General features: G+C 66.3%; 17 protein-coding genes and 1 riboswitch. Of the genes, 13 read left to right on the top strand and 4 right to left on the bottom strand.

What is annotated here, in order from left to right; translation table 11 throughout:
- The first annotated feature begins 189 nt into the window (after window positions 1–189).
- From AC1DIQ_RS06600 to map, 7 genes are all read left to right on the top strand, one after another.
- A complete protein-coding gene (locus AC1DIQ_RS06600) occupies window positions 190–1,623 on the top strand; it encodes a DcaP family trimeric outer membrane transporter (RefSeq protein ID WP_478049701.1) in 1,434 nt (477 codons plus the stop codon).
- Between the two features lie 51 nt (window positions 1,624–1,674).
- Window positions 1,675–3,024 carry an arginine/agmatine antiporter gene (adiC, locus tag AC1DIQ_RS06595; protein WP_121037144.1) on the top strand — a complete coding sequence of 450 codons (1,350 nt, stop codon included), beginning with the start codon at window positions 1,675–1,677 and terminating at the stop codon, window positions 3,022–3,024.
- A 21-nt stretch (window positions 3,025–3,045) separates the two neighbouring features.
- The gene (locus AC1DIQ_RS06590; RefSeq protein WP_121037142.1) at window positions 3,046–5,334 is read left to right on the top strand and encodes an Orn/Lys/Arg family decarboxylase; all 2,289 of its coding nucleotides are present in this window, start codon (window positions 3,046–3,048) and stop codon (window positions 5,332–5,334) included.
- A 28-nt stretch (window positions 5,335–5,362) separates the two neighbouring features.
- Window positions 5,363–6,265: a cation diffusion facilitator family transporter gene (locus AC1DIQ_RS06585; protein WP_478049700.1), complete on the top strand. Its 903-nt coding sequence runs from the start codon at window positions 5,363–5,365 to the stop codon at window positions 6,263–6,265.
- Between the two features lie 114 nt (window positions 6,266–6,379).
- Window positions 6,380–6,811 (top strand): RidA family protein, encoded by a 432-nt coding sequence (locus AC1DIQ_RS06580; protein WP_461769985.1) that lies wholly within the window; start codon window positions 6,380–6,382, stop codon window positions 6,809–6,811.
- Window positions 6,812–6,885: 74 nt separating this feature from the next.
- A complete protein-coding gene (locus tag AC1DIQ_RS06575; RefSeq protein WP_088433419.1) occupies window positions 6,886–7,098 on the top strand; it encodes a ParD-like family protein in 213 nt (70 codons plus the stop codon).
- Window positions 7,095–7,862, top strand: a complete 768-nt coding sequence (map, locus tag AC1DIQ_RS06570) for a type I methionyl aminopeptidase (protein WP_478049699.1) — start codon at window positions 7,095–7,097, stop codon at window positions 7,860–7,862. Before AC1DIQ_RS06575 ends, map begins: the two co-directional genes overlap by 4 nt.
- Before the next feature lie 29 nt (window positions 7,863–7,891).
- Here the strand turns inward: map and AC1DIQ_RS06565 are convergent, their stop codons facing one another.
- Window positions 7,892–8,668: a LytR/AlgR family response regulator transcription factor gene (locus AC1DIQ_RS06565; protein WP_478049698.1), complete on the bottom strand. Its 777-nt coding sequence runs from the start codon at window positions 8,666–8,668 to the stop codon at window positions 7,892–7,894.
- Window positions 8,665–9,789 carry a sensor histidine kinase gene (locus tag AC1DIQ_RS06560; RefSeq protein WP_478049697.1) on the bottom strand — a complete coding sequence of 375 codons (1,125 nt, stop codon included), beginning with the start codon at window positions 9,787–9,789 and terminating at the stop codon, window positions 8,665–8,667. Before AC1DIQ_RS06560 ends, AC1DIQ_RS06565 begins: the two co-directional genes overlap by 4 nt.
- Window positions 9,790–10,009: 220 nt before the next feature.
- On the opposite strand from AC1DIQ_RS06560, the gene AC1DIQ_RS06555 reads away from it, so the two are divergent.
- Window positions 10,010–10,402: a hypothetical protein gene (locus AC1DIQ_RS06555; RefSeq protein WP_478049696.1), complete on the top strand. Its 393-nt coding sequence runs from the start codon at window positions 10,010–10,012 to the stop codon at window positions 10,400–10,402.
- Window positions 10,403–10,425: 23 nt separating this feature from the next.
- Here AC1DIQ_RS06555 and AC1DIQ_RS06550 read toward each other — a convergent pair whose 3' ends face one another.
- Window positions 10,426–10,878: a MarR family winged helix-turn-helix transcriptional regulator gene (locus AC1DIQ_RS06550; RefSeq protein WP_121037128.1), complete on the bottom strand. Its 453-nt coding sequence runs from the start codon at window positions 10,876–10,878 to the stop codon at window positions 10,426–10,428.
- Window positions 10,879–10,928: 50 nt separating this feature from the next.
- On the opposite strand from AC1DIQ_RS06550, the gene AC1DIQ_RS06545 reads away from it, so the two are divergent.
- From AC1DIQ_RS06545 to pnuC, 5 genes are all read left to right on the top strand, one after another.
- Entirely contained in the window at window positions 10,929–12,077 is a 1,149-nt protein-coding gene (locus AC1DIQ_RS06545; RefSeq protein ID WP_152151281.1) for an FAD-dependent oxidoreductase, read from the top strand.
- A gap of 103 nt (window positions 12,078–12,180) precedes the next feature.
- Window positions 12,181–14,379, top strand: a complete 2,199-nt coding sequence (locus tag AC1DIQ_RS06540) for a translocation/assembly module TamB domain-containing protein (protein ID WP_478049695.1) — start codon at window positions 12,181–12,183, stop codon at window positions 14,377–14,379.
- Window positions 14,380–14,482: 103 nt separating this feature from the next.
- A complete protein-coding gene (locus AC1DIQ_RS06535) occupies window positions 14,483–15,619 on the top strand; it encodes a phosphotransferase enzyme family protein (protein WP_478049694.1) in 1,137 nt (378 codons plus the stop codon).
- 39 nt (window positions 15,620–15,658) lie between these two features.
- Window positions 15,659–15,754, top strand: a riboswitch (TPP riboswitch).
- A gap of 67 nt (window positions 15,755–15,821) precedes the next feature.
- The gene (locus AC1DIQ_RS06530; RefSeq protein ID WP_478049693.1) at window positions 15,822–17,987 is read left to right on the top strand and encodes a TonB-dependent receptor; all 2,166 of its coding nucleotides are present in this window, start codon (window positions 15,822–15,824) and stop codon (window positions 17,985–17,987) included.
- A complete protein-coding gene (pnuC, locus tag AC1DIQ_RS06525; protein ID WP_461769978.1) occupies window positions 17,984–18,580 on the top strand; it encodes a nicotinamide riboside transporter PnuC in 597 nt (198 codons plus the stop codon). Before AC1DIQ_RS06530 ends, pnuC begins: the two co-directional genes overlap by 4 nt.
- A 48-nt stretch (window positions 18,581–18,628) precedes the next feature.
- On the opposite strand, the gene AC1DIQ_RS06520 is transcribed toward pnuC, so the two are convergent.
- Window positions 18,629–20,683, bottom strand: a complete 2,055-nt coding sequence (locus AC1DIQ_RS06520; protein WP_478049692.1) for a TonB-dependent receptor domain-containing protein — start codon at window positions 20,681–20,683, stop codon at window positions 18,629–18,631.
- Window positions 20,684–20,828: the final 145 nt, after the last annotated feature.

Below are 20,828 nucleotides of genomic sequence, written 5' to 3'. Positions count from 1 at the left end.
CAGGGATGAGGGGATCCCGTGCGAGCGTACCCATGCAGGCGATGTGTCCGATGGCGTGACCGCCACCGGACCGCGCGCCGGCAGAGGTCGCCCGCATTGCAGTGCCGGGCTGCGTGCTCACCACCTGCGACGTTCTGGTCGTCAGCCGGTGTGGACCCGCGGGACTGTGTACGGTTCAAGGAGGACGTGATGCGCTTGGCTGTGTTGACGGTCGCATGCGTGGCAGCCTTGGCTGCGGCGCCGGTATATGCGCAGGATTCGGCTGCCGCGTTGCGGCAGGACATCCAGACGCTGCGGCAGGCGCTGGAACAGATGGAAGCGCGCCTGCAGGCCATCGAATCCGGCAAACCTCCGCCCGCGTCACCGACGGTCACGGCGGCGCCTGCGCCGAGCATGGGCTCACGTCCCGCACTCTCGCCAGCGCCCTTGACCGCCCAGGCACAGGTGCCCGGCATGGGCCAGGCCATCCTCCCGCAACGCGACTCCGTTGCGGATCCGTCCACCGCCGCATCCCGCCCGGACAGCGCCGCTGGCCCGACCGATCCCGAGCTGAAAGGCTTCTTCGCGATCCCCAACACCGACACCCTGATCCGCATCGGCGGCTACGCCAAGCTCGATGCGATCGCTGATTCACGCGCGGCCGGCGACCAGGAGCAGTTCATTACCTCCTCGATCCCCGTCGGCAGTGCGCACCGGGATGTCTCCAACTTCACCCTGCACGCCAAGCAGACCCGCTTCAGCTTTGAAGCGCGGCGGCCGACCACCCATGGCAACCTGCGCTTCTATCTGGAGAACGACTTCTTCGGCAGCAGCGACAGCTATCAGTTCCGCCTGCGCCATGCTTACGGGCAGCTCGGCAATACCTACGCCGGCTATGGCTATTCGACCTTCATGGATGCCGACAGCCTGCCCGATACGCTGGATTTCGCCGGGCCGGGTGGGGCGGGCTACCTGCTGGTGGCCGGCATCCACCACAGCTTCGCGATGGGCAAGGGCAACACGCTGACCGTGGCTGCCGAAGATCCCGATACCCAGTTGAGCACCCCCGCCGAGGGGATCATGCCGGTCGATCAACTGCCGGATGTCACCGTTACCGCCCGCATGGAGCGCGACTGGGGCCATCTGCAGCTGGGCGCGGTCGCCCGCAGCCTGGGCTACGACGGCGATGCAGGGGATGGCCGCCGTTTCGCCGGTGGCCTGCAACTCAGTGGCTCGGCCGCGGTGGGCGAGCAGGACCTGCTGCTGTTCGGGATGCTCGGTGGCAAGGGCCTGGCCCGCTATACAGCCGACCTGACCGGCTCGGGCATGGATGCGGTGGTGACCGCTGATGGCCGCCTGCAGGCGCTGTCGCTGTACGGCGGCTTCGTCGGGTACACGCACTACTGGTCGCCGCTATGGCGTTCGAACCTGATCTACGGCCAGCTCACCAGCGGGCGCAACGCGGCACTGGCTGCCGATGCGTTCCGCCAGAGCCGCTATGGCGTCTTCAACCTGCTCTGGAGCCCGGCACCGTCCTGGACGATGGGCATGGAACTGCTCTACGGACAACTGGAACAGCAAAGCGGGCAACGCGGCGACACGATGCGGCTGCAGGGCAGCCTGCAATACAACTTCATCAAGTAACTCCCACCGCCCGGCACGACCGGGTCCCTGCCTGGCAAAGGAGCAAACGTCATGGCACAAGCAAAAAAAATCGGGGTCGTCGGTGCCACCTTCCTGGTGGCCGGCAACATGATGGGGTCGGGGGTGTTCCTGCTGCCCTCCAGCCTGGCCAAGATCGGCACCGCCTCGATCTGGGGCTGGCTGATCACCACGGCCGGCGCGCTGCTGCTGGCGTTCGTGTTCGCCAAGCTCGGCAGGCTCGCGCCCAAGGCCGGTGGCCCGTATGCCTATGCACGCGATTGGTTCGGCCCTTACATGGGCTTCCAGACCAACACCATCTACTGGTTCGCCAACTGGATCGGCAACGTTGCCATCCCGATCGCGGCAGTGGGTTACTTCAGCTACTTCTTTCCGATCCTCTCCGAGCCGCTGCCGCGCTGCATCGCGGTGCTGGCACTTGTGTGGGCGCTGAGCTTCGCCAACGTCATCGGCCCGTCGTTCGTCAGCAAGCTGCAGACGGTGACCACCAGCTTCGCCCTGGTACCGATCCTGGGCATCGCGATCTTCGGCTGGTTCTTCTTCGATCCGACCATTTTCAAGGGCGCCTACAACGTCTCCGGTGAATCCAACTTCGGCGCGATCTCCAGCGCAGCGGCGTTGACGCTGTGGGCCTTCATCGGCGTGGAATCGGCTTCGGTCACCGCCGGGGTGGTGGAGAACCCGGAGAAGAACGTGGCCCGCGCGACGCTGGCCGGCGTGTTCCTGGCGGCGATCGCCTACATCGCCAGCTCCTCGGTGATCATGGGCATGGTGCCCAACGGCGACCTGCAGGTCTCCGATGCGCCGTTTGCACTGGCTGCTGCCAATGCGGTGGGTGGCTGGGGCGGTGCGCTGGTGAGCCTGTGTGCCTTCGTGGGTGCGGCCGGCTCGCTCGGCGGCTGGATCCTGCTCACCGCGCAGAGTGCCAAGGCGGCCTCCGATGACGGCCTGTTCCCGAGCATCTTCAGCAAGACCAACAAGGATGATGTGCCGGTCAAAGGCGTGCTGATCGTGGCCGTACTGATGACCCTGGCGGTACTGGTCACCTCCACCTCCAAGACCGCCTCGGCCCAGTTCGACGTGATCACCTCGGCCGCGGTGGTGCTGACCCTGCTGCCCTACATCTACTCCTGCGTGGCCTGCTATTTCGTGGTGGAGCGCTCGCACACGCTGGTGCATACCGGCGCGTTCTGGCTGCTGACCAGTGTCACCGTCGTGTACTGCCTGTGGGCGATCTTCGGCTCGGCCGGCAACATCGTGCAGTACGCCTTCCTGTTCGTGTTGTTCATCACGGTGTTCTACCCGTTCTTCAGCGAGGAGCGTCGCCGCCAGCGCGGCCAGCTGCCCGCGCTCGACGCCGCCGTCCGCACGACGCTTTCGTGATCTTCCCCCAGGAGAATCCCTGTGTACTTCAAGTCCCTTGATTACCCGATCATCGTCATCGATGACGACTACGAATCCCCGCGCATCGGCGGCATCCTGATCCGTGCGCTGGTGGACGAGCTGCGCAAGAACGACCAGCGCGTGCTGTGCGGCTTGACCCTGGCCGACGCGCAGGCCGGTGCGCGCACCTATGTGGCGGCCTCGGCAGTGCTGATCTCCATCGATGGCACCGAGGAGAATCCAGAGCAGTTCCAGCGCCTGCTGGGCTTCCTGCGCGAACAGACGGCCCGCCGCGCCAACCTGCCGGTCTTCCTGTACGGCGAACGGCGCACGATCGAGAAGGTACCGAGCAAGCTGCTGAAGTTCGTGCACGGCTACATCTTCCTGTTCGAAGACACCAAGAGCTTCATCTCGCGCCAGGTGATGCGTGCGGCCGAAGACTACATGGCCAATCTGCTGCCGCCGTTCTTCAAGGCCCTGATCCACCACACCGCCGAATCCAACTACTCCTGGCACACGCCGGGGCATGCCGGCGGCGTGGCATTCACCAAGTCGCCGGTCGGGCGTGCGTTCCACCAGTTCTACGGCGAGAACACGCTGCGCAGCGATCTGTCGATCTCGGTGCCGGAACTGGGCTCGCTGCTCGACCACACCGGCCCGATCAAGGAGGCCGAGAACGAGGCGGCGCGCAACTTCGGCGCCGACCATACCTTCTTCGTCACCAACGGCACCTCCACTGCCAACAAGATCGTCTGGCACGGGACCGTGGGGCGCGGCGATGTGGTGTTCGTCGACCGCAACTGCCACAAGTCGCTGCTGCACTCGCTGATCATGACCGGGGGCATTCCGGTGTACTTCACCCCGAGCCGCAACGCACACGGCATCATCGGCCCGATCAGCCTGGATCAGTTCACCCCCGCGGCGCTGCAACAGGCCATCGCCGCCAACCCGCTGGCCAGCAAGGCGTACAAGGCCGGGTCCAAGCCGCGCATCGCGGTGGTGACCAACTCGACGTATGACGGGCTCTGCTACAACGCAGAGAAGATCGCCGAGGAGATCGGCAGCGCGGTGGACTTCCTGCATTTCGACGAAGCCTGGTACGCCTACGCCGCGTTCCATCCGTTCTACGAGAACCATTACGGCATGGCCAAGGGCAAGCCGCGCGAGCAGGATGCGATCATCTTCACCACGCACTCCACGCACAAGCTGCTGGCCGCGTTCTCGCAGGCCTCGATGATCCACGTGCGCAATGCGGCGTCCCGCGAGTTGGATGCCGAGCGCTTCAACGAAGCGTTCATGATGCACACCACGACCAGCCCGCATTACGGGGTGATCGCGGCCTGCGATGTGGCCTCCAAGATGATGGAGGGCGCGGCAGGCGAATCGCTGGTGCAGGAGATGCATGACGAAGCGATCGCCTTCCGCCGCGCGATGCTGCACGTGCGCGAGGACCTGGGCCGCGACGACTGGTGGTTCAGCGTCTGGCAGCCGGACAAGCTGGAGCGCTCGCTGGCCAAGGGCGATGCCCCGGCTCCGATGGTGGCCAAGCGCAGCGAGTGGTACCTGCAGCCGGATGCGCATTGGCACGGCTTCGATGGCCTGGTCGACGACTACGTGCTGATCGATCCGATCAAGGTGACCCTGCTCACGCCCGGGCTGTCGATGGACGGCGAAATGGGCAAGCGGGGTATCCCGGCTGCGGTACTGAGCAAGTTCCTGTGGACCCGTGGCATCACGGTGGAGAAGACCAATCTCTATTCAGTGCTGTTCCTGTTCTCGATGGGCATCACCAAGGGCAAGTGGAGCACCCTGGTCACCGAGCTGATGGCCTTCAAGGAGCTTTACGACGGCAACGCGCCGTTGACCCGCGCGCTGCCGCAGCTCGCCGCCGAGTTCCCGATCGCCTACGCCGGCTGGGGTCTGCGCGATCTGTGCGATGCGCTGCACGCCTTCAACGACGAGTTCGGCGTGGCCCAGGTGATGCGCGCGATGTACGTGGACCTGCCCGAGCCGGTGATGACCCCGGCCGAGGCCTACGACCATCTGGTCCGCGGCCAGATCGAACGGGTCGACATCGAGCAGATCAGCGGCCGCATCGCCGGCACCATGCTGGTGCCATACCCGCCGGGCATCCCGACCATCATGCCGGGCGAGCGCTTCGGCAGCAGCGATGAGCCGATCATCCAATCGCTGCGGATCGCCCGCGAGCAGAATGCGCGCTTCCCGGGCTTCGAGTCGGATGTGCACGGGCTTATCATCGATACCGACGGCGATGCGCCGAGCTACAAGGTGGAGGTGCTGAAGGTCTGACGCCCGCGCGGAGGACCCTCGGCCAGCGATGGATACAGCACGCGAGCAGCGGGTCCTCACATTCTCCATCGGGGTGACGATGGCGGTCAGCGCCATCGGCTTCATCGGCGGCCTGCTGGTGGGGTCGCAGGCCATCCTGTTCGATGGTGTCTACAGCCTGGTGGACGTGGCGCTGACCCTGGTGGCGTTGTCGGTGCTGCGGCTGGTGGCGCGGGAAGAAAGCCCGCGCTTCCAGTATGGCTACTGGCACCTGGAGCCGATGGTGGAGGCGCTTGGCGGGGCGATCCTGTCGCTGGCCTGCATCTATGCGTTGGCCAACTCGGTGATCGGGCTGACCACCGGGGGGCATGAGATCAAGGCGGGGCCTGCGCTGCTGTGGGCCGCCGTACTGTGCGTGAGCAATCTGGCCATGGCGGCGTTCGTGCGTACCCGTGCGATGCAGCTGCATTCGGCCCTGCTGTGGCTGGACGTGCGCGCCTGGCTGCTCAGCGGGCTGATGAGCCTGGCCGTGGTGCTGGCGTTTGCGATCGCGCTGCTGCTGCGCGGTGGCGAGCATGCCCACTGGATTCCCTACCTGGATCCACTGGTGCTGGCCGCGATCAGTGTCGCGGTGCTGCCGGTACCGCTGCGCAGCGCCTGGAAGGCCATGCGCGAAGTGCTGCAGGTGGCGCCGGATACGCTGGATGCGCGCGTCCAGGCGGTGATGAAGGACTTCGTCGCCGAGCATGGCTATCTGGATTTCACCAGCCACGTGGCCAAGATGGGCCGCATGCGGTTCGTCGAAATTCACATCCTCACTCACCCGGAAACGGTGATCGGCAACATCGGCAATGTGGATCGGCTGCGTGATGAGATCGCCGAGCGCCTGGATGCGCGCGGCAGTGAGTTCTGGTTGACCATCGATTTCACGGCCGATCCCGCCTGGACCTGAGGCGCGCAAGCGGAACGTCAACGACAGTACCGCAGCGTTCCAAGGCGCTGCGTTGACCTCAACCTCGGTTGAGGCCGGAGACTGCGCACCCACTCCCCGACGACGTCTCCCCCCATGTTGACCGATGCCCCTGTTGCGCCCGCCGGCCTGTTCGGCTTCATCAATCCGTCCGGTTTGTACGACCCGACCGCGAACGGCTATTCCCACGTTGCGGTGATACGGCTGCCGGCCCGCGTGATCCACATCGCCGGGCAGGGCGGGGAGACCGCAGATGGCGCGTTGTCGCCGCGCTTCGAGGCGCAGGTCGCCCAGGCGCTGGACAACCTCAGCCTCGCACTGGCGTCGGCCGGTGCCACCCTGGCCGACGTGGCGAAGCTGATCGTGCTGGTGGTGGATCACGATCAGGACCGGCTCGGCATTCTGTCGGATCAGATCGGCCGCCGCTGGCCGCTGGGCCGTGCGCCGACCTGCACGCTGATTCCGGTGCCGCGGCTGGCATTGGAAGGCATGCTGTTCGAGATTGAGGCGACGGCGTACACCGGCTGAGCGATCCGGGGCGGGCCTTTTCATCTGATATACGAAACATATATGATGTGTATATCACTTCAGAGGGCTCGCCCATGGGTATCGTCAACATCGATGACGAACTGCACGACAACCTGCGCCGCGCCAGCGGCGTCTCGGGTCGCTCGATCAATGCCCAGGCGGGGTTCTGGATCAAGATCGGCATGCTGTGCGAGATGAATCCGGGTATGAGCTACCAGGAGATCGTCAGCCGTGAACTGCGTGCCGCCGGGGTCGAACCGGGCGCGTTGCGGGTGGCCGAAGCATGATCAAGACCGCTGAAGAACAGGCGCTGATGCGCGCATCGGGACGCCTGCTGGCGCAGGTGTTCGACGCGCTGGATGAGCTGCCGCTGTTGGGCATGAGCACGCTGCAGGTGAACGATTGGGTCGAGCGTTTCATCGTCGATCAGCTGCACGCCCGCCCGGCGAGCAAGGGCCAGTACGGCTTTGCCTACGTACTCAATAGTTCGATCGACAACGTGGTCTGTCACGGCGTGCCCTCAGCGGATGTGATCCTGCGCAGCGGCAGCATCGTCAACCTGGACATCACCCTGGAGAAGGACGGTTACATCGCCGATTCCAGCAAGACCTATCTGATCGGCGAGGTGGACTACGCGGCCAAGCGGCTGGTGCGTGTGACCCGCGAAGCCATGTGGAAGGGGATCGGCGTGGTGCGCCCGGGCGCGACGCTGGGCGACATCGGTTTTGCGATCCAGCAGCATGCAAAAGCGCATGGCTACAGCGTGGTCCGCGAATTCTGCGGTCATGGCATCGGTCAGGAGATGCACGAAGAGCCGCAGGTGCTGCACTACGGTCGCCGTGGCGATGGGCTGGAACTGGAAGAAGGCATGACCTTCACCATCGAGCCGATGATCAACCAGGGCCGCGCCGCCATCGACATGAGCGACGACGGTTGGACCGTGACCACCCGTGATGGAAAGCTGTCGGCGCAGGCCGAGCACACGGTGCTGGTGACCGCCGATGGGGTGGAGGTGCTGACCCTGCGCACGGGCGAGCGGATGCCCGACTGAGCCGGGCCGCCGGGCCATGCTCGGCGGCCTCATTCGCTACGGGTGGACACCAGCTTGAGAAACGCCTCGTTCTGATAGCGGCTCATGCGCAGCTGCTGACCGGTGTCCATGGTCACCACGTGGTGGCCGTTGAACCAGGGGTGGATCGCCTTGACCCGGCGCACATTGACAATCGCCGAGCGATGCACGCGCGCGAAGTGCCGCGGGTCCAGCCGGGCGGCGAGGGCGGCCATGGTCTCGCGCAGCTCATGCATGTGCCCGACCAGGTGGATCTCCACCGTGTTGCGCGCCGCCTTGATCCAGACGATGTCATCGACCGCCACCAGCACCACATGCTCATCCACGCGCACCGGGATGCGCTGCAGGTAGTCGTCACGCTGCCGCAGCGCATCCAACGCCTGCAGGATCTGCGTCGAGGCCTGTGCGCCCAACGCGGCGGATGTGGACAACCGCGCTTTGGCACGCTGCAATGTGGCGGCAAAGCGCTCACGGTTGAACGGTTTGACCAGATAGTCCACGGCATTGGCTTCGAAAGCCTTCACGGCGTACTGCTCGTAGGCGGTGACGAACACCGTGGCCGGCATCCGCTCGGCACCGATGGTGGCGACCACGTCCAGGCCGGTGATCGCCGGCATCTGGATGTCCAGGAACACCAGGTCCGGCGACTGGTTGCGGATGGCGTTGACCGCCGATACGCCATCGCCGCATTCGCCGACGATCTCGATATCCGCATCATCGCGCAGCAACCGGATGACCGCATGCCGCGCGATCGGCTCATCATCGACCACGAGGACGGTGAGGCTCATGCCGGCGCAGTGCCAGGGAAGAATTCCGGTGCATCGTCGGCGATCTCCAGTTCCCGGAACGGAATGCGTATGCGGCACACGACACCTTCCGGCCACATCAGGTCCAGCCTTACCTCGGCGGCATCGCCGTACAGTTCCTTCAGGCGCAGGCGAGTGTTGGACATGCCGATGCCGTGCCCCGCCGATGCGGTCGGTTCGGCCGAGAGGGTGCTGTTGCGGTTGCGCACTTCGATGCACAGCGTGTCGCCATCGCGGCGAGCCTCGATCTCGATGGTGTCGCTGCCCACGCGCTGGCCGATGCCATGGCGTAGCGCATTCTCCACCAGCGGCTGCAGGATCAGGCTGGGCACCGCGCAGGCCAGCGTGTCCGGGGCGATATACGTGCGGGTGGTGAGCCGATCCTTGAAGCGGGTGCGTTGGATGCCCAGATACAGCTCGATCAGGTCCAGTTCCTGGCGCAGGCTGATCTCCTGGCCGTCGTAGTCTTCCAGGAAGGCGCGCAGCAGTTCGCTCAGGCGCAGCAACATGTCTTCGGCCGAGACCTTGTCCTCGTCGAGCAGGGTAATGATCGCGTGCAGCGTGTTGAACAGAAAGTGCGGCTGCAGCTGGGATTTGAGCGAGAGCAACCGCGACTGCGCCAGCTCGGTGGCCAGCTGGCTGGCTTCCAGTTCGCGCCGGGCTTTTTCGGCATGGAAATGGATGGCCTGCTGGATCGCGAACAGCGTCCAGTAGGTCAGCAGCCCGATGGCGAAGTGCTGCTCCAGGAAGTAGCCCAACTGCTGAAAGAAACCGCTGGGCTCGAACAGGGTGGAGACCATCGCACCCACGACCATCGCAATGAACGTCATGCACAGGCTGGCCACCACCTGTGCGCCCAGCCCGTGCAGGCGCCCGCTGCCGCGTACTGGAAAGCGCTCGGCGAGGCGGAAGACCGTGGGTGCCAGGGCAGCCCACGTGTACCACTGGATCAGCGACCAGCGCAGGAGATCCCAGAGGGGTTGTTGACTGTTCGGCAGGCCGGCGTTGATCGAGGTCTGCAGGGCGAACACCACGGCCACCGCCGTCCACAGGGCGAGGTAGCGGGACAGGCGAATCCGGGTGCTGCCGAGGCGAATGTGCATGGTGGGTTCCGGGCCAGGCGCTTCTGGCGGACGTCATCTTAGGCAGGCGGACGTGCGTGCGGGAAGCGCCATGAGGCCTCATTACGATTGGTCCGCGCGTGGCGACGATTGGTCCCGGACCGGTTGCCGGGCCGCCGTCGCGACGGCGAGATGGGACGACCGGAACGCGCCCTGCGATGCAGCCGCTGCCGGTATCCCTTCCTTGCTGGAGACCGCTGCCATGACCCTGACCCGCGCCGTTGCCCTTGCCGGACTGCTCTCCACCATGACGGTACCGCTTGCCGGCGCTGCCAACGCCCGTTATCTGACCCTGGTCAACCGCGCGCATGACAGCGTGAGTGCGGTGGAGGTCGCGCCTGCCGACAGTGACGCGTTCGCGCCCCGTGCGTTGGTGCGCAGGCTGTCCGGGGGCGGCGATGCGGTGACGGTGGACCTGGCTGGCGAGGGCTGCCGCTTCGATCTGCGCTTCACCTTCGTCAACGGCAGGACCCAGGTCTACCAGGACGTGGATGCCTGCCGTGGCAGCAGGCTTGCGATCCAGCCTTGGCCGCAGGACCGTGCGGGTCAGGCGCGTCCCGACCTCCGGGTGGCCGATCAGCAACGGCCGCGCTGATGGATGCGATCAGCCTGGCCTGATCAGCCGCTCGCCTCGAGGTTGGCGTTGAGGCGCACCATCAGCGACTGCAACTGCGCCATGTCGGCGGCGCTGAAACCGGCGGTCGCTGTTGCGCTGGCCGCTTCCATGACCGCCTGTGCGGCAGGCAGCCGTTCGCGTGCCTGCGGGGTCAGCGCGATCAACCGGCTGCGGCGGTCGTCCGGGTCCGGGCGACGCTGGATCAGCCCGTCGCGCTCCATGCGATTGAGCAGCTGCGCCATGCTCGGCTGCTCGACACCGGCGATCCGGGCAAGTTCGCTCTGCGGCAGGGCGTTGCCATGCTTCAGTGACACCAGGACGGGGAGCTGGCTCATCGCGAAACCCAGTTCGCGCAACGGTGCATCCACGATCCTCTGGAAGCCGCGGTAGGCCACGCCCAGCAGCTTGAGGGGCTTGTCGGTGGACAGCGGGGGAGGTGAGGATTGACTTTCCATAGGTGGCTATCTATAAATATAGGCCCCTATGTTAGTCCCGGATGGATGCCATGCCCAGCCCCCCTCGTATTGCCATCGTCGGCGGCGGCCCCGCAGGCCTGACCCTGGCGCGGATTCTCCACACCCACGGTCTGCCGAGTACCGTCTATGAGGCCGAGCGCGATCCCGATGAACGCCCGCAAGGGGGCAGCCTGGACCTGCACGCCGAGTCCGGCCTGCTGGCGCTTGAGCGTGCCGGACTCAGCGCGGCATTCGAGGCGATCGCACGGCACGACGACCAGGGCGAGCGCCTCCTCGACAAGACCGGTCAGGTGCTGTTCGAGGACAACGAAGGCGCCGATCGCAGCCGCCCCGAGGTCGATCGCACGGCATTGCGCGCGCTGTTGATCGATTCGCTTCCTGCCGACACCCTTCAGTGGGGCAGGCGACTGGTGGACGTACGCAGCAGTGCGGACGACCGCTGGGAGCTGGTGTTCGACACCGGTGTGGAAGGACCGTTCGATCTGGTGATCGGCGCCGACGGCGCCTGGTCCAGGGTGCGCCCGTTACTCTCGCCCTATCGGCCGCAGTACAGCGGGCTGACCTTCATCGAGTTCGGCATCGACGACATCGACCGGGCCCATCCCGGCTTGGCTGCATTGGTCGGTCGCGGCAAGGTCGGCATCGAAGGCGACGGCCGCATGATCATCGCCCAGCGCAACGGCCATTCGCACGTGCGCGGCTACGCGGTGTTCCGCGTCCCCGTCGACTGGGCGGCGACGCGGTTCGATTTCACCTCGCCCGAGGCGATGCGCACGTCACTGCTGGAAGAATTCGAGGGATTCGCCGAAACGATCCGCGACCTGTTCCGGGCCAGCAACACCAGATTCGTGGCGCGCCCGATCCACGCGCTGCCGGTCGGACACCGCTGGAATCCACGTGCGGGGCTGACCCTGATCGGCGATGCGGCGCACCTGATGTCCCCCTTCGGCGGTGAGGGTGTCAACGCGGCGATGCTGGATGCCGCGGAGCTGGCCGCGCAACTCGGTCAGGGGCCGGACTGGCAGCGCGCCGTGGCAGCCTACGAGGCGCACATGTTCGAGCGCGTCATCGAGGCTGCGCAGGGCTCGGCCGAGGGCGCTGCGACCCAGCTTTCGCATCTGGGCCTGGCCCCGACGGTAGCGTTCTTCCAGGCGCAGCAGGCAGCACGACGTTCCTGAGCCGTGGTCGGGTCATGAAAGGTCTTGCGGCAGGGCCTTCACGCGATGACGGCTGCATCTTGCCGATAGTGGGCCGTCATCCTGCTTCCTGTTGCGGACCCACATGCCCCTGATTCCCGAGCGCGTGCAGCGCTGGCCCCGGCCGTGGCGCGTGGCGTTGCTGTCGCTGCTGGCGCTGTATGCGCTGTACCTGCTGGCGGGCAATGTGTTCCTCAATACGCCGCTGTTCGATGCGGTGACCAACCGCAAACCTGAAAAATTCACGATGCAGACCGGGCCCGCGCTGACCCTGATGCCCGGGCAGGCCGTGGTCTGGAATATCCGCATGCGTGGCCAGGCCAATCGAACGCAGTATGTGTTCCGCGCCGACCGGGCGAGTGCCTGGATCGATCTGCCGGCGCTGTTGCGCAAGGAAGTGCGCATTCCGCGCATTGATGCCACGGGGGTTGAAGCCGAGGTCGAGCGTGTCGAAAAGGCCATCCCACCGCCGCCGCGGGGTGACCGCGGCTGGACGCTGCGGTTCGATGCGATCCACAGCGAGACGATCCGCAGTGGGCGCTTCGGCAAGTTGCTGATCGTCGGCCAGGGGCGCGGCAATGTCGGTTTCCTCAAGCAGCTCAAGGGCGGGCCGTCGGAGCTGTTTGATTCCACGGCCGGCTTCGATGATGCCCAGGTCAGTTTCGACGGGGTCAACGTGCTGGACGATGCCCATATCGCCGCGCGCTTCCACTTCCCGCGGCACTATCGTGACGACGCGCCGGGGTTGCAGAAACTCGGCATCACCTGGGCGCAGCTGCAGATCGACGCGCGCAGCCAGGGCCTTCGCATCGATACGGGTGGCCCGCATGTCAAGGTGGGCAGCGCGGTTTCCAACGCGCGCCTGACCGCGGATGTAACGCTGGAGGAAGGCGCGCTGCGCCCCGGCAGCCGACTGGTCTGGCGGCTGCCGCTGCATGCCGGCGTCCACGCCGATGACCGCGGTCTGCTGGCACTGCAGCTGGACGTGGCGCAGGACATGCGGGTCCAGGCGCGGCTCCCGCGTGACCCGGAAACGGGCAGCGAACTCAATGCCGATCTGCGCGTGACCGGCCGGAAGATTCCGTTCCAGGCCCCGGCCGAGCTGCTTCCACGGCTGTCTGGCAACGTGCAGGGCGCCTGGCAGTTCCAGTCGCTCAATTGGATCAGCGATCTGTTCGTGAAGAAACCCTGGTTCCATCTCGACGGCGGTGGACTGCTCAAGGCAGACGTCGTCATTGCCGACGGTGAACTGGCGCCGGGCAGCACGGTGGATATCCCGCAGGTGGCCGCCGTCGCCGAGGTTGCAGGGGTGCGGATGCGCGGCGACGCCCACGCACAGGGGCGGATCGTGGAAGGCGAACCGCCGCAGGCGGAGCTGAAGGTGCAGATCCCGCGCTTCCAGGCTGCGCCAACCAACGCGCCGAAGGCGGTGTTGTTCGATGGCCGCCAACTGGCGCTGACCCTGCGCGGGGATGCGCGGTTGAAGCAGTTGAGCGACGGCATGCGCGCCCAGCTGCGCTTCACTGATGCGCGGGTGCCCGACCTCACCGCCTACAACCGTTATCTGGGCAACGACAACGTGCGCCTGCTCGGCGGTACCGGTCTGCTCAGCGGTGATGTGTCGCTGGATGCCTCCGGCCGGGTAGGCAAGGGCAGTGCCGATCTTCGTGGCACCGGGGCCCGGCTCAGCATGGCGGGCATCGCGATGCGCGGCGATGCGCAGCTGCAGGCGCGTCTGCGGCGTGCGGATTTCGACAGCCGCCAGTTTGATCTCGGTGGCACCACGGTGGACCTGCGCAACATCCACGTCGGCGATGAAAAGAGTGACGGGCGTTGGTGGGGCAAGGTGGCGATCCGCAGTGGCCACATCGATGCGGCCGCGCCGTTCCAGGTGGATGGCCTGGCCGACCTGCGCCTGCGCGATGCCGGGCCGTTGCTCGGCGTGTTCGCCCAGCGCAGCGAATACCCGCGCTGGGTGCTCGGGATGCTGGATTCCGGGGAGGTGCAGGCCAGTGGGCAACTGCGCTGGCGAAGTGGCGAGCTGATCGTGGAGGATCTGCAGGCCGAGAACGAGCGACTGTCCCTGCAGGCGCGGCTGGATCTGAGTCATGGCAAGCGGCGTGGCGATCTCTACCTGCGCTGGGGCGTGCTGGGGGCCGGCATCGAGCTGCAGGGCGAGCAGCGCAAGTGGCACCTTGCCGGGGCCCGCGACTGGTATGCGGAGCAGCCGCGGCTGCTGCCGGCCACGCCCGCCGCAACGAAGCAGGGTGGCGGCAGGCGCTGACGGGACGCATCTGTTCCCCCCTGGCCGGGCGTGGCTTGGTATCCTCGCCGCGCCCACTGTCTGGTGACAGCGTGCCTTTTCGCCGTCATCGACCCGTCATCCCATGAGCAACAGCACCCACCGCGTCCAAGGCCTCAACAACGATGAGGTGGCCGCCGACTGGCCCGCCATCACCGACCGCGAGATCAGCTGGCTCAGCGAATGCTTCGCGCCGCTGGCGGGCACGTGCCGGCTGCTGTGGCACAGCCCGCGACCGATGTCCGCCGCGGCCATTGTCGAGAGCGACGCGGGCCGGGTGTTCGTCAAGCGCCACCATGGCAGCGTCCGCAGTGCGGCTGGCCTGGGCGAAGAGCATCGTTTCATCCAGCACCTGGCCGACCACGGCGTGCCCGTCGTCGAGGTGCTGCGTGACCGCGATGGCGCCACTGCGGTGGAGCACGAGGGGTGGACCTACGAACTGCATGGCGTGGGCCATGGCCAGGATCTGTATCGCGATGCGCCCTCCTGGACGCTGTTGACCGATACCGCGCAGGCGCACGAAGCGGGGCGGATGCTGGCCAGACTGCATCTTGCATCGGCCAGCTACCACGCACCCCAGCGCAGCACCCATCTGCTGGTCGCCCGCGATGACCTGATCCGTGCCGCCGATCCCATCGCCGCCCTCCAGGCCGGGCTCGACGATCGCCCCGGGTTGGCGGCCTATCTTGCGCGGCAGGACTGGCAGGCCGATCTGCAGCGGGCGGTGCTGCCATGGCATGACGGCCTGGCCGAGCGGCTGCAGGCCGAACCGCGCCTGTGGGCGCACAACGACTGGCACGTGTCCAATCTGCTATGGCGCCAGGACGGCAGGTCCACCGTGGTCGATACCGTGCTCGATCTCGGGTTGGCCTCACCGACCAGTGCCCTGTTCGATCTGGCCACCGCCATCGAACGCAACGCCATTGCCTGGCTGGCGCTGGAAAGCGGCGAGGCGGCGGTGCGCGTGGATATCGCACTGGCGCTGCTGGCCGGCTACCGCGGGATCGTGCCGCTGTCTGCCGAGCGCGTACACCTGCTGGCCGATCTGCTGCCGATCGTGCAGCTGGATTTCGCACTCTCGGAAGTGGAGTATTTCGAGGCCGTGACCCACTCGCCGGCCAATGCCGACGTGGCCTACCACACCTTCCTGCTCGGGCATGCTGACTGGTTCAGCACCGCAGCGGGGCAGGGCCTGCTGAAGGCGCTGCACGCCGCCGCCTGAGGGCAGGCTCGCAAATCCGTACGGTTTGTAGTGAAATAGTCACAGAAGCGGGGGTGCCTGGCGAAACCAGGCTGAGAGAGTCCCTTGGAACCTGATCCGGTTTGCACCGGCGTAGGGAGCTTTGAGCAGCAGGCATACCGCCGTGATGGGTCGGTGCGCGTGCGCGCCTTCGCTTCGTCTCCCCCAGCTGATGACGAATCGAATGAACCGTTGCTTCCGCCCCACGCTGTTGTCCGCCGCCCTCTGCGCCGCGCTGCCTCTTCATGCCAACGATCTCGCCGATGCGCCCGAGCGCTCGCCGACCGAGCTTGCCGCCGTGCGCGTGCAGGCGCATCAGCCGGCAGCCACCGCCACGCAGACCAGCAGTTTCGGCGCGGGTGACTGGAAGAGCACCCCGGCGTCGGTGAACGTGCTGGATCGCGACCTGCTGGACAGCCGCCAGATCCGTACGCTGTCCGAGCTGGCCAGCAACGATGCCTCGCTGGGCGACAGCTATGCACCGGTCGGTTACTACCAGAACATCGCGATCCGCGGTTTCCCGCTGGATACCGGTACCGGCTACCGTTTCAACGGGCTGTCCATCACCGGCGAGCAACGCCTGGCGCTGGAGAACATCCAGTCGGTGGAGATCCTCAAAGGCGAGGCCGGCCTCGCCGCGGGCGTCATGGCGCCCGGCGGCATCATCAATTACGTGGGCAAGCGCCCGGCCGAGGTCCGCAACGTCACCCTCGGCACCGATTCGGAAGGCTCGCGCTACACCGCGGTGGATCTCGGCCATTGGCTGTCGCCGCGTTTCGGCGTGCGCTTCAATGCCGCGTGGGAAGACACCGACTCCTACATCGACCATGCCGACGGCCGCCGCAACTTCTACTCGCTGGCCACCGACTGGCTGATCGGCGAACGCGGCAAGCTGGAAGTGGATGCCAACTACCAGACCAGCGCGCAGCGCTCGGCCTCGGGCTATCAGCTGCTGGGGGCCACCGAGCTGCCGCGCGGCGTGGACCGCAAACACCTGCTGGGCTATCAGGCCTGGCAGCGGCCGGTCGGCATCGACAGCACCAACCTGACCGCGCTGCATACCTACGATTTCAGCCCGGGCTGGCAGTCGCGGGTATCGGCCAGCTACAGCCGCTCGGTGATCGACGACAACGTCGCCTTCGCCTACGGCTGCTACTACGCCGCCGGATGTGCCGATGGCAGCGTGCCGGGCAACTACTTCGCGCCCAACGGCGACTACGACATCTACGATTACCGCAGCCCGGACGATACCCGCCGCAACCTGGAATTCCGTGGCGAACTGCGCGGCAGTTTCGCCACCGGCGATATCCGGCACGCGCTGAGCGTGGGTGCGGACCGTTTCGAGCGCACCGTGGACAAGCGCCGCAACGTCAACGAATACGTGGGCACCGCCAACATCCACGATGCACAGGTGCCGCAGTTCGAACCGTCGCCGCTGATGCCGGGCCCGTCCGCGCGGCGTCTGGACAGCGCGCAGACGGCGGTGTTCGCTTTGGACCGGATGAGCTTCGGCGAGTGGCAGTGGCTGGCCGGTGGGCGTTTCGTGCGCCTGGATGAGCGTGCCTACGACAAGCGTGGCAACCCCGAGCGGGACAGCCGCCTGTCGCGCTTCCTGCCGCAGACCGCGCTGGTCTGGAAGGCGACCGACGAGGTCAACGCCTATGTGAGCTACGTGCGTGGCATTTCGCTCGGCCAGGAAGCGCCGTTCTGGACCTCCAATGACGGCGCGTTCCTGCCTGCGGTGCTGTCGCGCCAGACCGAAGTGGGCGTCAAGTATGTGTCCAGCGATGCGCTGACGTTGGGTGCCGCTTTGTTCCGCACTTCGCAGCCGTTCCAGTACGCCAAGCCGGACGGCAGTGATGCCGGCTACACCTTCGTCCAGGAGGGGCAGCAGACCCATACCGGGCTGGAACTCACCGCGCAGGGCCAGCTCACCGAGCGCCTGTCGCTGACCGCCAGCGCCAGTGTGCTGCGCGCCCGCGCACGCGATGCCGGCACGCCGGATTACGAGGGCCACCAGCTGATCAACGTGCCCAAGACGCGCGCGACCGTGCACGCGGAGTACCAGCTGCCGTTCGTGACCGGCCTGGGGCTGACCGGCGGATGGCGTTACGCGGCCTCCAACGTGGCCACTGCCGATGGTCGCGTGAGCGCACCGGCCTACAGCGTGTTCGACGCCGGCCTGCGCTTCAAGCATCAGCTGGCTGAGCATCCGGTGACCTGGAATCTCTCGGTGGACAACCTGTTCAACCGCTTCTACTGGCGCGATACCGGCAGCAGCTCTGGCGACTACTACCTGTTCCCGGGCGCACCGCGTCAGGCCAGGCTGTCGGTCACGTTCGCGCTATGAACCCGGCGATCCTGGAATGGTCGGCGGCCGGTGTCAGCATGCTCGGCGTGTGGCTGATGACGCGCCGGGTGCCCCTTGCCTGGCCGGTCGGGCTGATCTCGGTGGCGCTGTACGCGCTGGTCTTCGCCGAGGCCCGGCTGTACTCGGACACGCTGCTGCAGGTCGTCTTCGGTGGCTTCCTGGTCTACGGCTGGGTGCGCTGGCGTGGGCAGGTGGAGGACGATGGCCGGGTCGCGATCATGCCGCTGGCGCGGGCGGCCATGTGGCGTGACCTCGGCATCGGCGTCGCCTTCGGCATCGCGCTCGGCGCGGCGATGCACTTCCTCACCAATGCAGCGTTGCCGTGGCTGGATGCAATGCTGGCTGCGCTGAGTCTGATCGCCCAGTGGTGGCAGGCGCGGCGTCACACGGCCGCATGGTGGCTGTGGATCCTGGTCGACGTTGTCTACGTCGGCATGTACATGGTCAAGTCACTGCACGTGACCGCGGTGCTGTATCTGGTGTTCGTCGGCCTGGCCGTGATGGGGTTGCGGGCATGGACGGTGGCGCGCAACGACGCGCTGCTTCACAACGCAGAAGGGCGGCGCGGTTAAGTCCGCGCCGCCCTTCGTTGCTTCAGGTCTGCACTCGACCCGGCGCGGTCAGAACCGCGCCGTGGCACCCACGAAGAAGGTGCGTGCGCCGCCGTCGTAGTTGTTGCCTTCCTCGATGGTGGAGACATCGCCGAGGTTGAGCACGCCCGCGCGCACCGTCAGGTGCTCGTTGACGTCGTAGCCGGTGACCAGATCCCAGGTGGTGTACGCCTTGGCGAACGTGGCGCTGGTGGAAGACACCAGCTGTTCGCCGATGTGCTGCGCGCTCAGGTTGAGCGACCAGTCATCGGTGACCTGCCAGTCCAGCGAGGTATTGGCGGTCAGCTTGGGCACCACCAGCAGGCTGGCGCCGGTGGTGCGGTTCTTCGATTCCAGCATGCGCGTGGCGTTGGTGATCCAGTTCAGTCGCTCATGCAGGGGCACGGTGACGCTGGCTTCGACGCCGCGGGTGCGGGCCTTCTGGATGTTCTGCGCGACCGTCCACCAGAAACCGTTGACGAAGCTGGTCGTCTGGCCGGGGATGTCACGCAGCGGGACCTGCTGGATCTTGTCATCGAAGTCGGTCAGGAAGTAGGTGGCCGAGGCCGACCAGCCGTTCTTGTCGTAGCCGACGCCCAGCTCGTAGTTGGTGCTGGTTTCCGGCTCCAGGTTCGGATTGCCGGCCATGTAGCAGCCGGTGGTGCCATCGGCGCTGATCGAGCGGTTGGTCCAGCCTTCCACGGTCAACGCGGTGCAGCCGTTGCCACCGGACTGGGTCGCAGCGCCCGCGGTGCCCTGCTTCAGGGTGGGCGCGCGGAAGCCCTGCGAGACACCGCCGCGCACAGTCCAGTCATCGGACGGGTGCCAGACGCCGTAGACGCGCGGGCTCAGGTTGTCGTCGTAATTGTCGGTGTTGTCCCAGCGCAGGCCCACGGTGAGGATGAAGCGCTCGTGCAGCGTGATGTGATCTTCGGCGAACAGCGCCCAGGAGTCGGCCTCACTGACCGGGCTGATCCGCCCGGTACCGGTCCAGGTGACCGGCACGGTGCCGATGGTGTCGCCGTTCTTCAACTCTTCGCGCTTCCACTGCCCGCCCACGTTCAAGCTCTGCTCGAACCCCCAATGGAAGCTGCGGGTGAACGCGGTATCGAACACCGTCTCCTTGGAGTGGTTGCCGACAGCGCTGCCCTTGTCTTCGTAATCGTTCTGCACCAGCGTCGTCTTGGACGTGGCGGCATCACCGTAGCGACCGTCATGCATGACCACATAGCCGGTCTGCACCAGCTTGGACAGGCCCCACGCACCGACCGCGCCGGCGCCCCTGTTGCGTTGCTCGCCGCGCGAGGCTTCAAAGCCCAGCGTGTGATCATCATTGATGCGCCAGTTGAGCAGGGCATTGGCGTTCTCGGCCTTGTTGCCCGGCGTCTGCCGACGGCCGGTGTCCGATTCGCGATTGGTGACGTTGGCACCGACGCGCAGGCCCAGATTCTCGGTCAGTGGGCCACTGAAGAGCGCGCCCATCTGGGTGGTGTCGCCTCGGGTCGGGGAGTCGGGCTTGCTGTAGTTGTAGGTGACCGAGCCACCCCATTCGCTGGCGATCTTGCGGGTGATGATGTTGATCACCCCGCCCATCGCGTCTGAGCCGTACAGCGAGGACATCGGCCCGCGCACCACCTCGATGCGTTCGATCATGTCCGGCGAGAGCCAGTTCAGATCCTGCGGGCCCAGATCATCGCGGTAGTTCACGCCCGAGGAATTGCCCTGGCGGCGACCGTCGATGAGGATCAGCGTGTACTGCTCGGGCAGGCCGCGCAGGCGGATTTTCGACTGCGCGCCGGACAGCGCATAGCCTCCGGTCACGCCGGGAACCGTGCTCAGCAGCTGGCCGATGCTGCTGACCGGCTTGCGTTCGATCTCCTCGCGGGTGATCACGCTGATGCTGGCCGGCGCGTCCTTGATCCACTGCTGGGCGCCGGTGGCGGTAACCACCACGGTATCCATCTGGCGGGGCGAGGCGGCCGCATCCGCAGCGGCATCGGCATGCGCCTGTGCGGTGAGTACCAGGCCGATGGCCACGGCCAGCGTGGCGGCGGAACGACGGGAAACGGGGGAGGGGTGCGACATCGCGAAAATACTCCGTGGCTATGGGAGCCCGCTGGCGATGGCTGGGGACGTCCGTGTGGGGTTTCAAGAAATCTTAACAATCGTATCACGAACCATTCGCATTTGAAATGTAGTGATACATCTCCACAACGTCGGATGTCGTTAG

The sequence above is a fragment of the Stenotrophomonas sp. 05L413 genome, from assembly GCF_056397945.1.
Note: the sequence above shows the minus strand (reverse complement) of the source record. Positions and strands in the feature narration are given on the sequence as shown.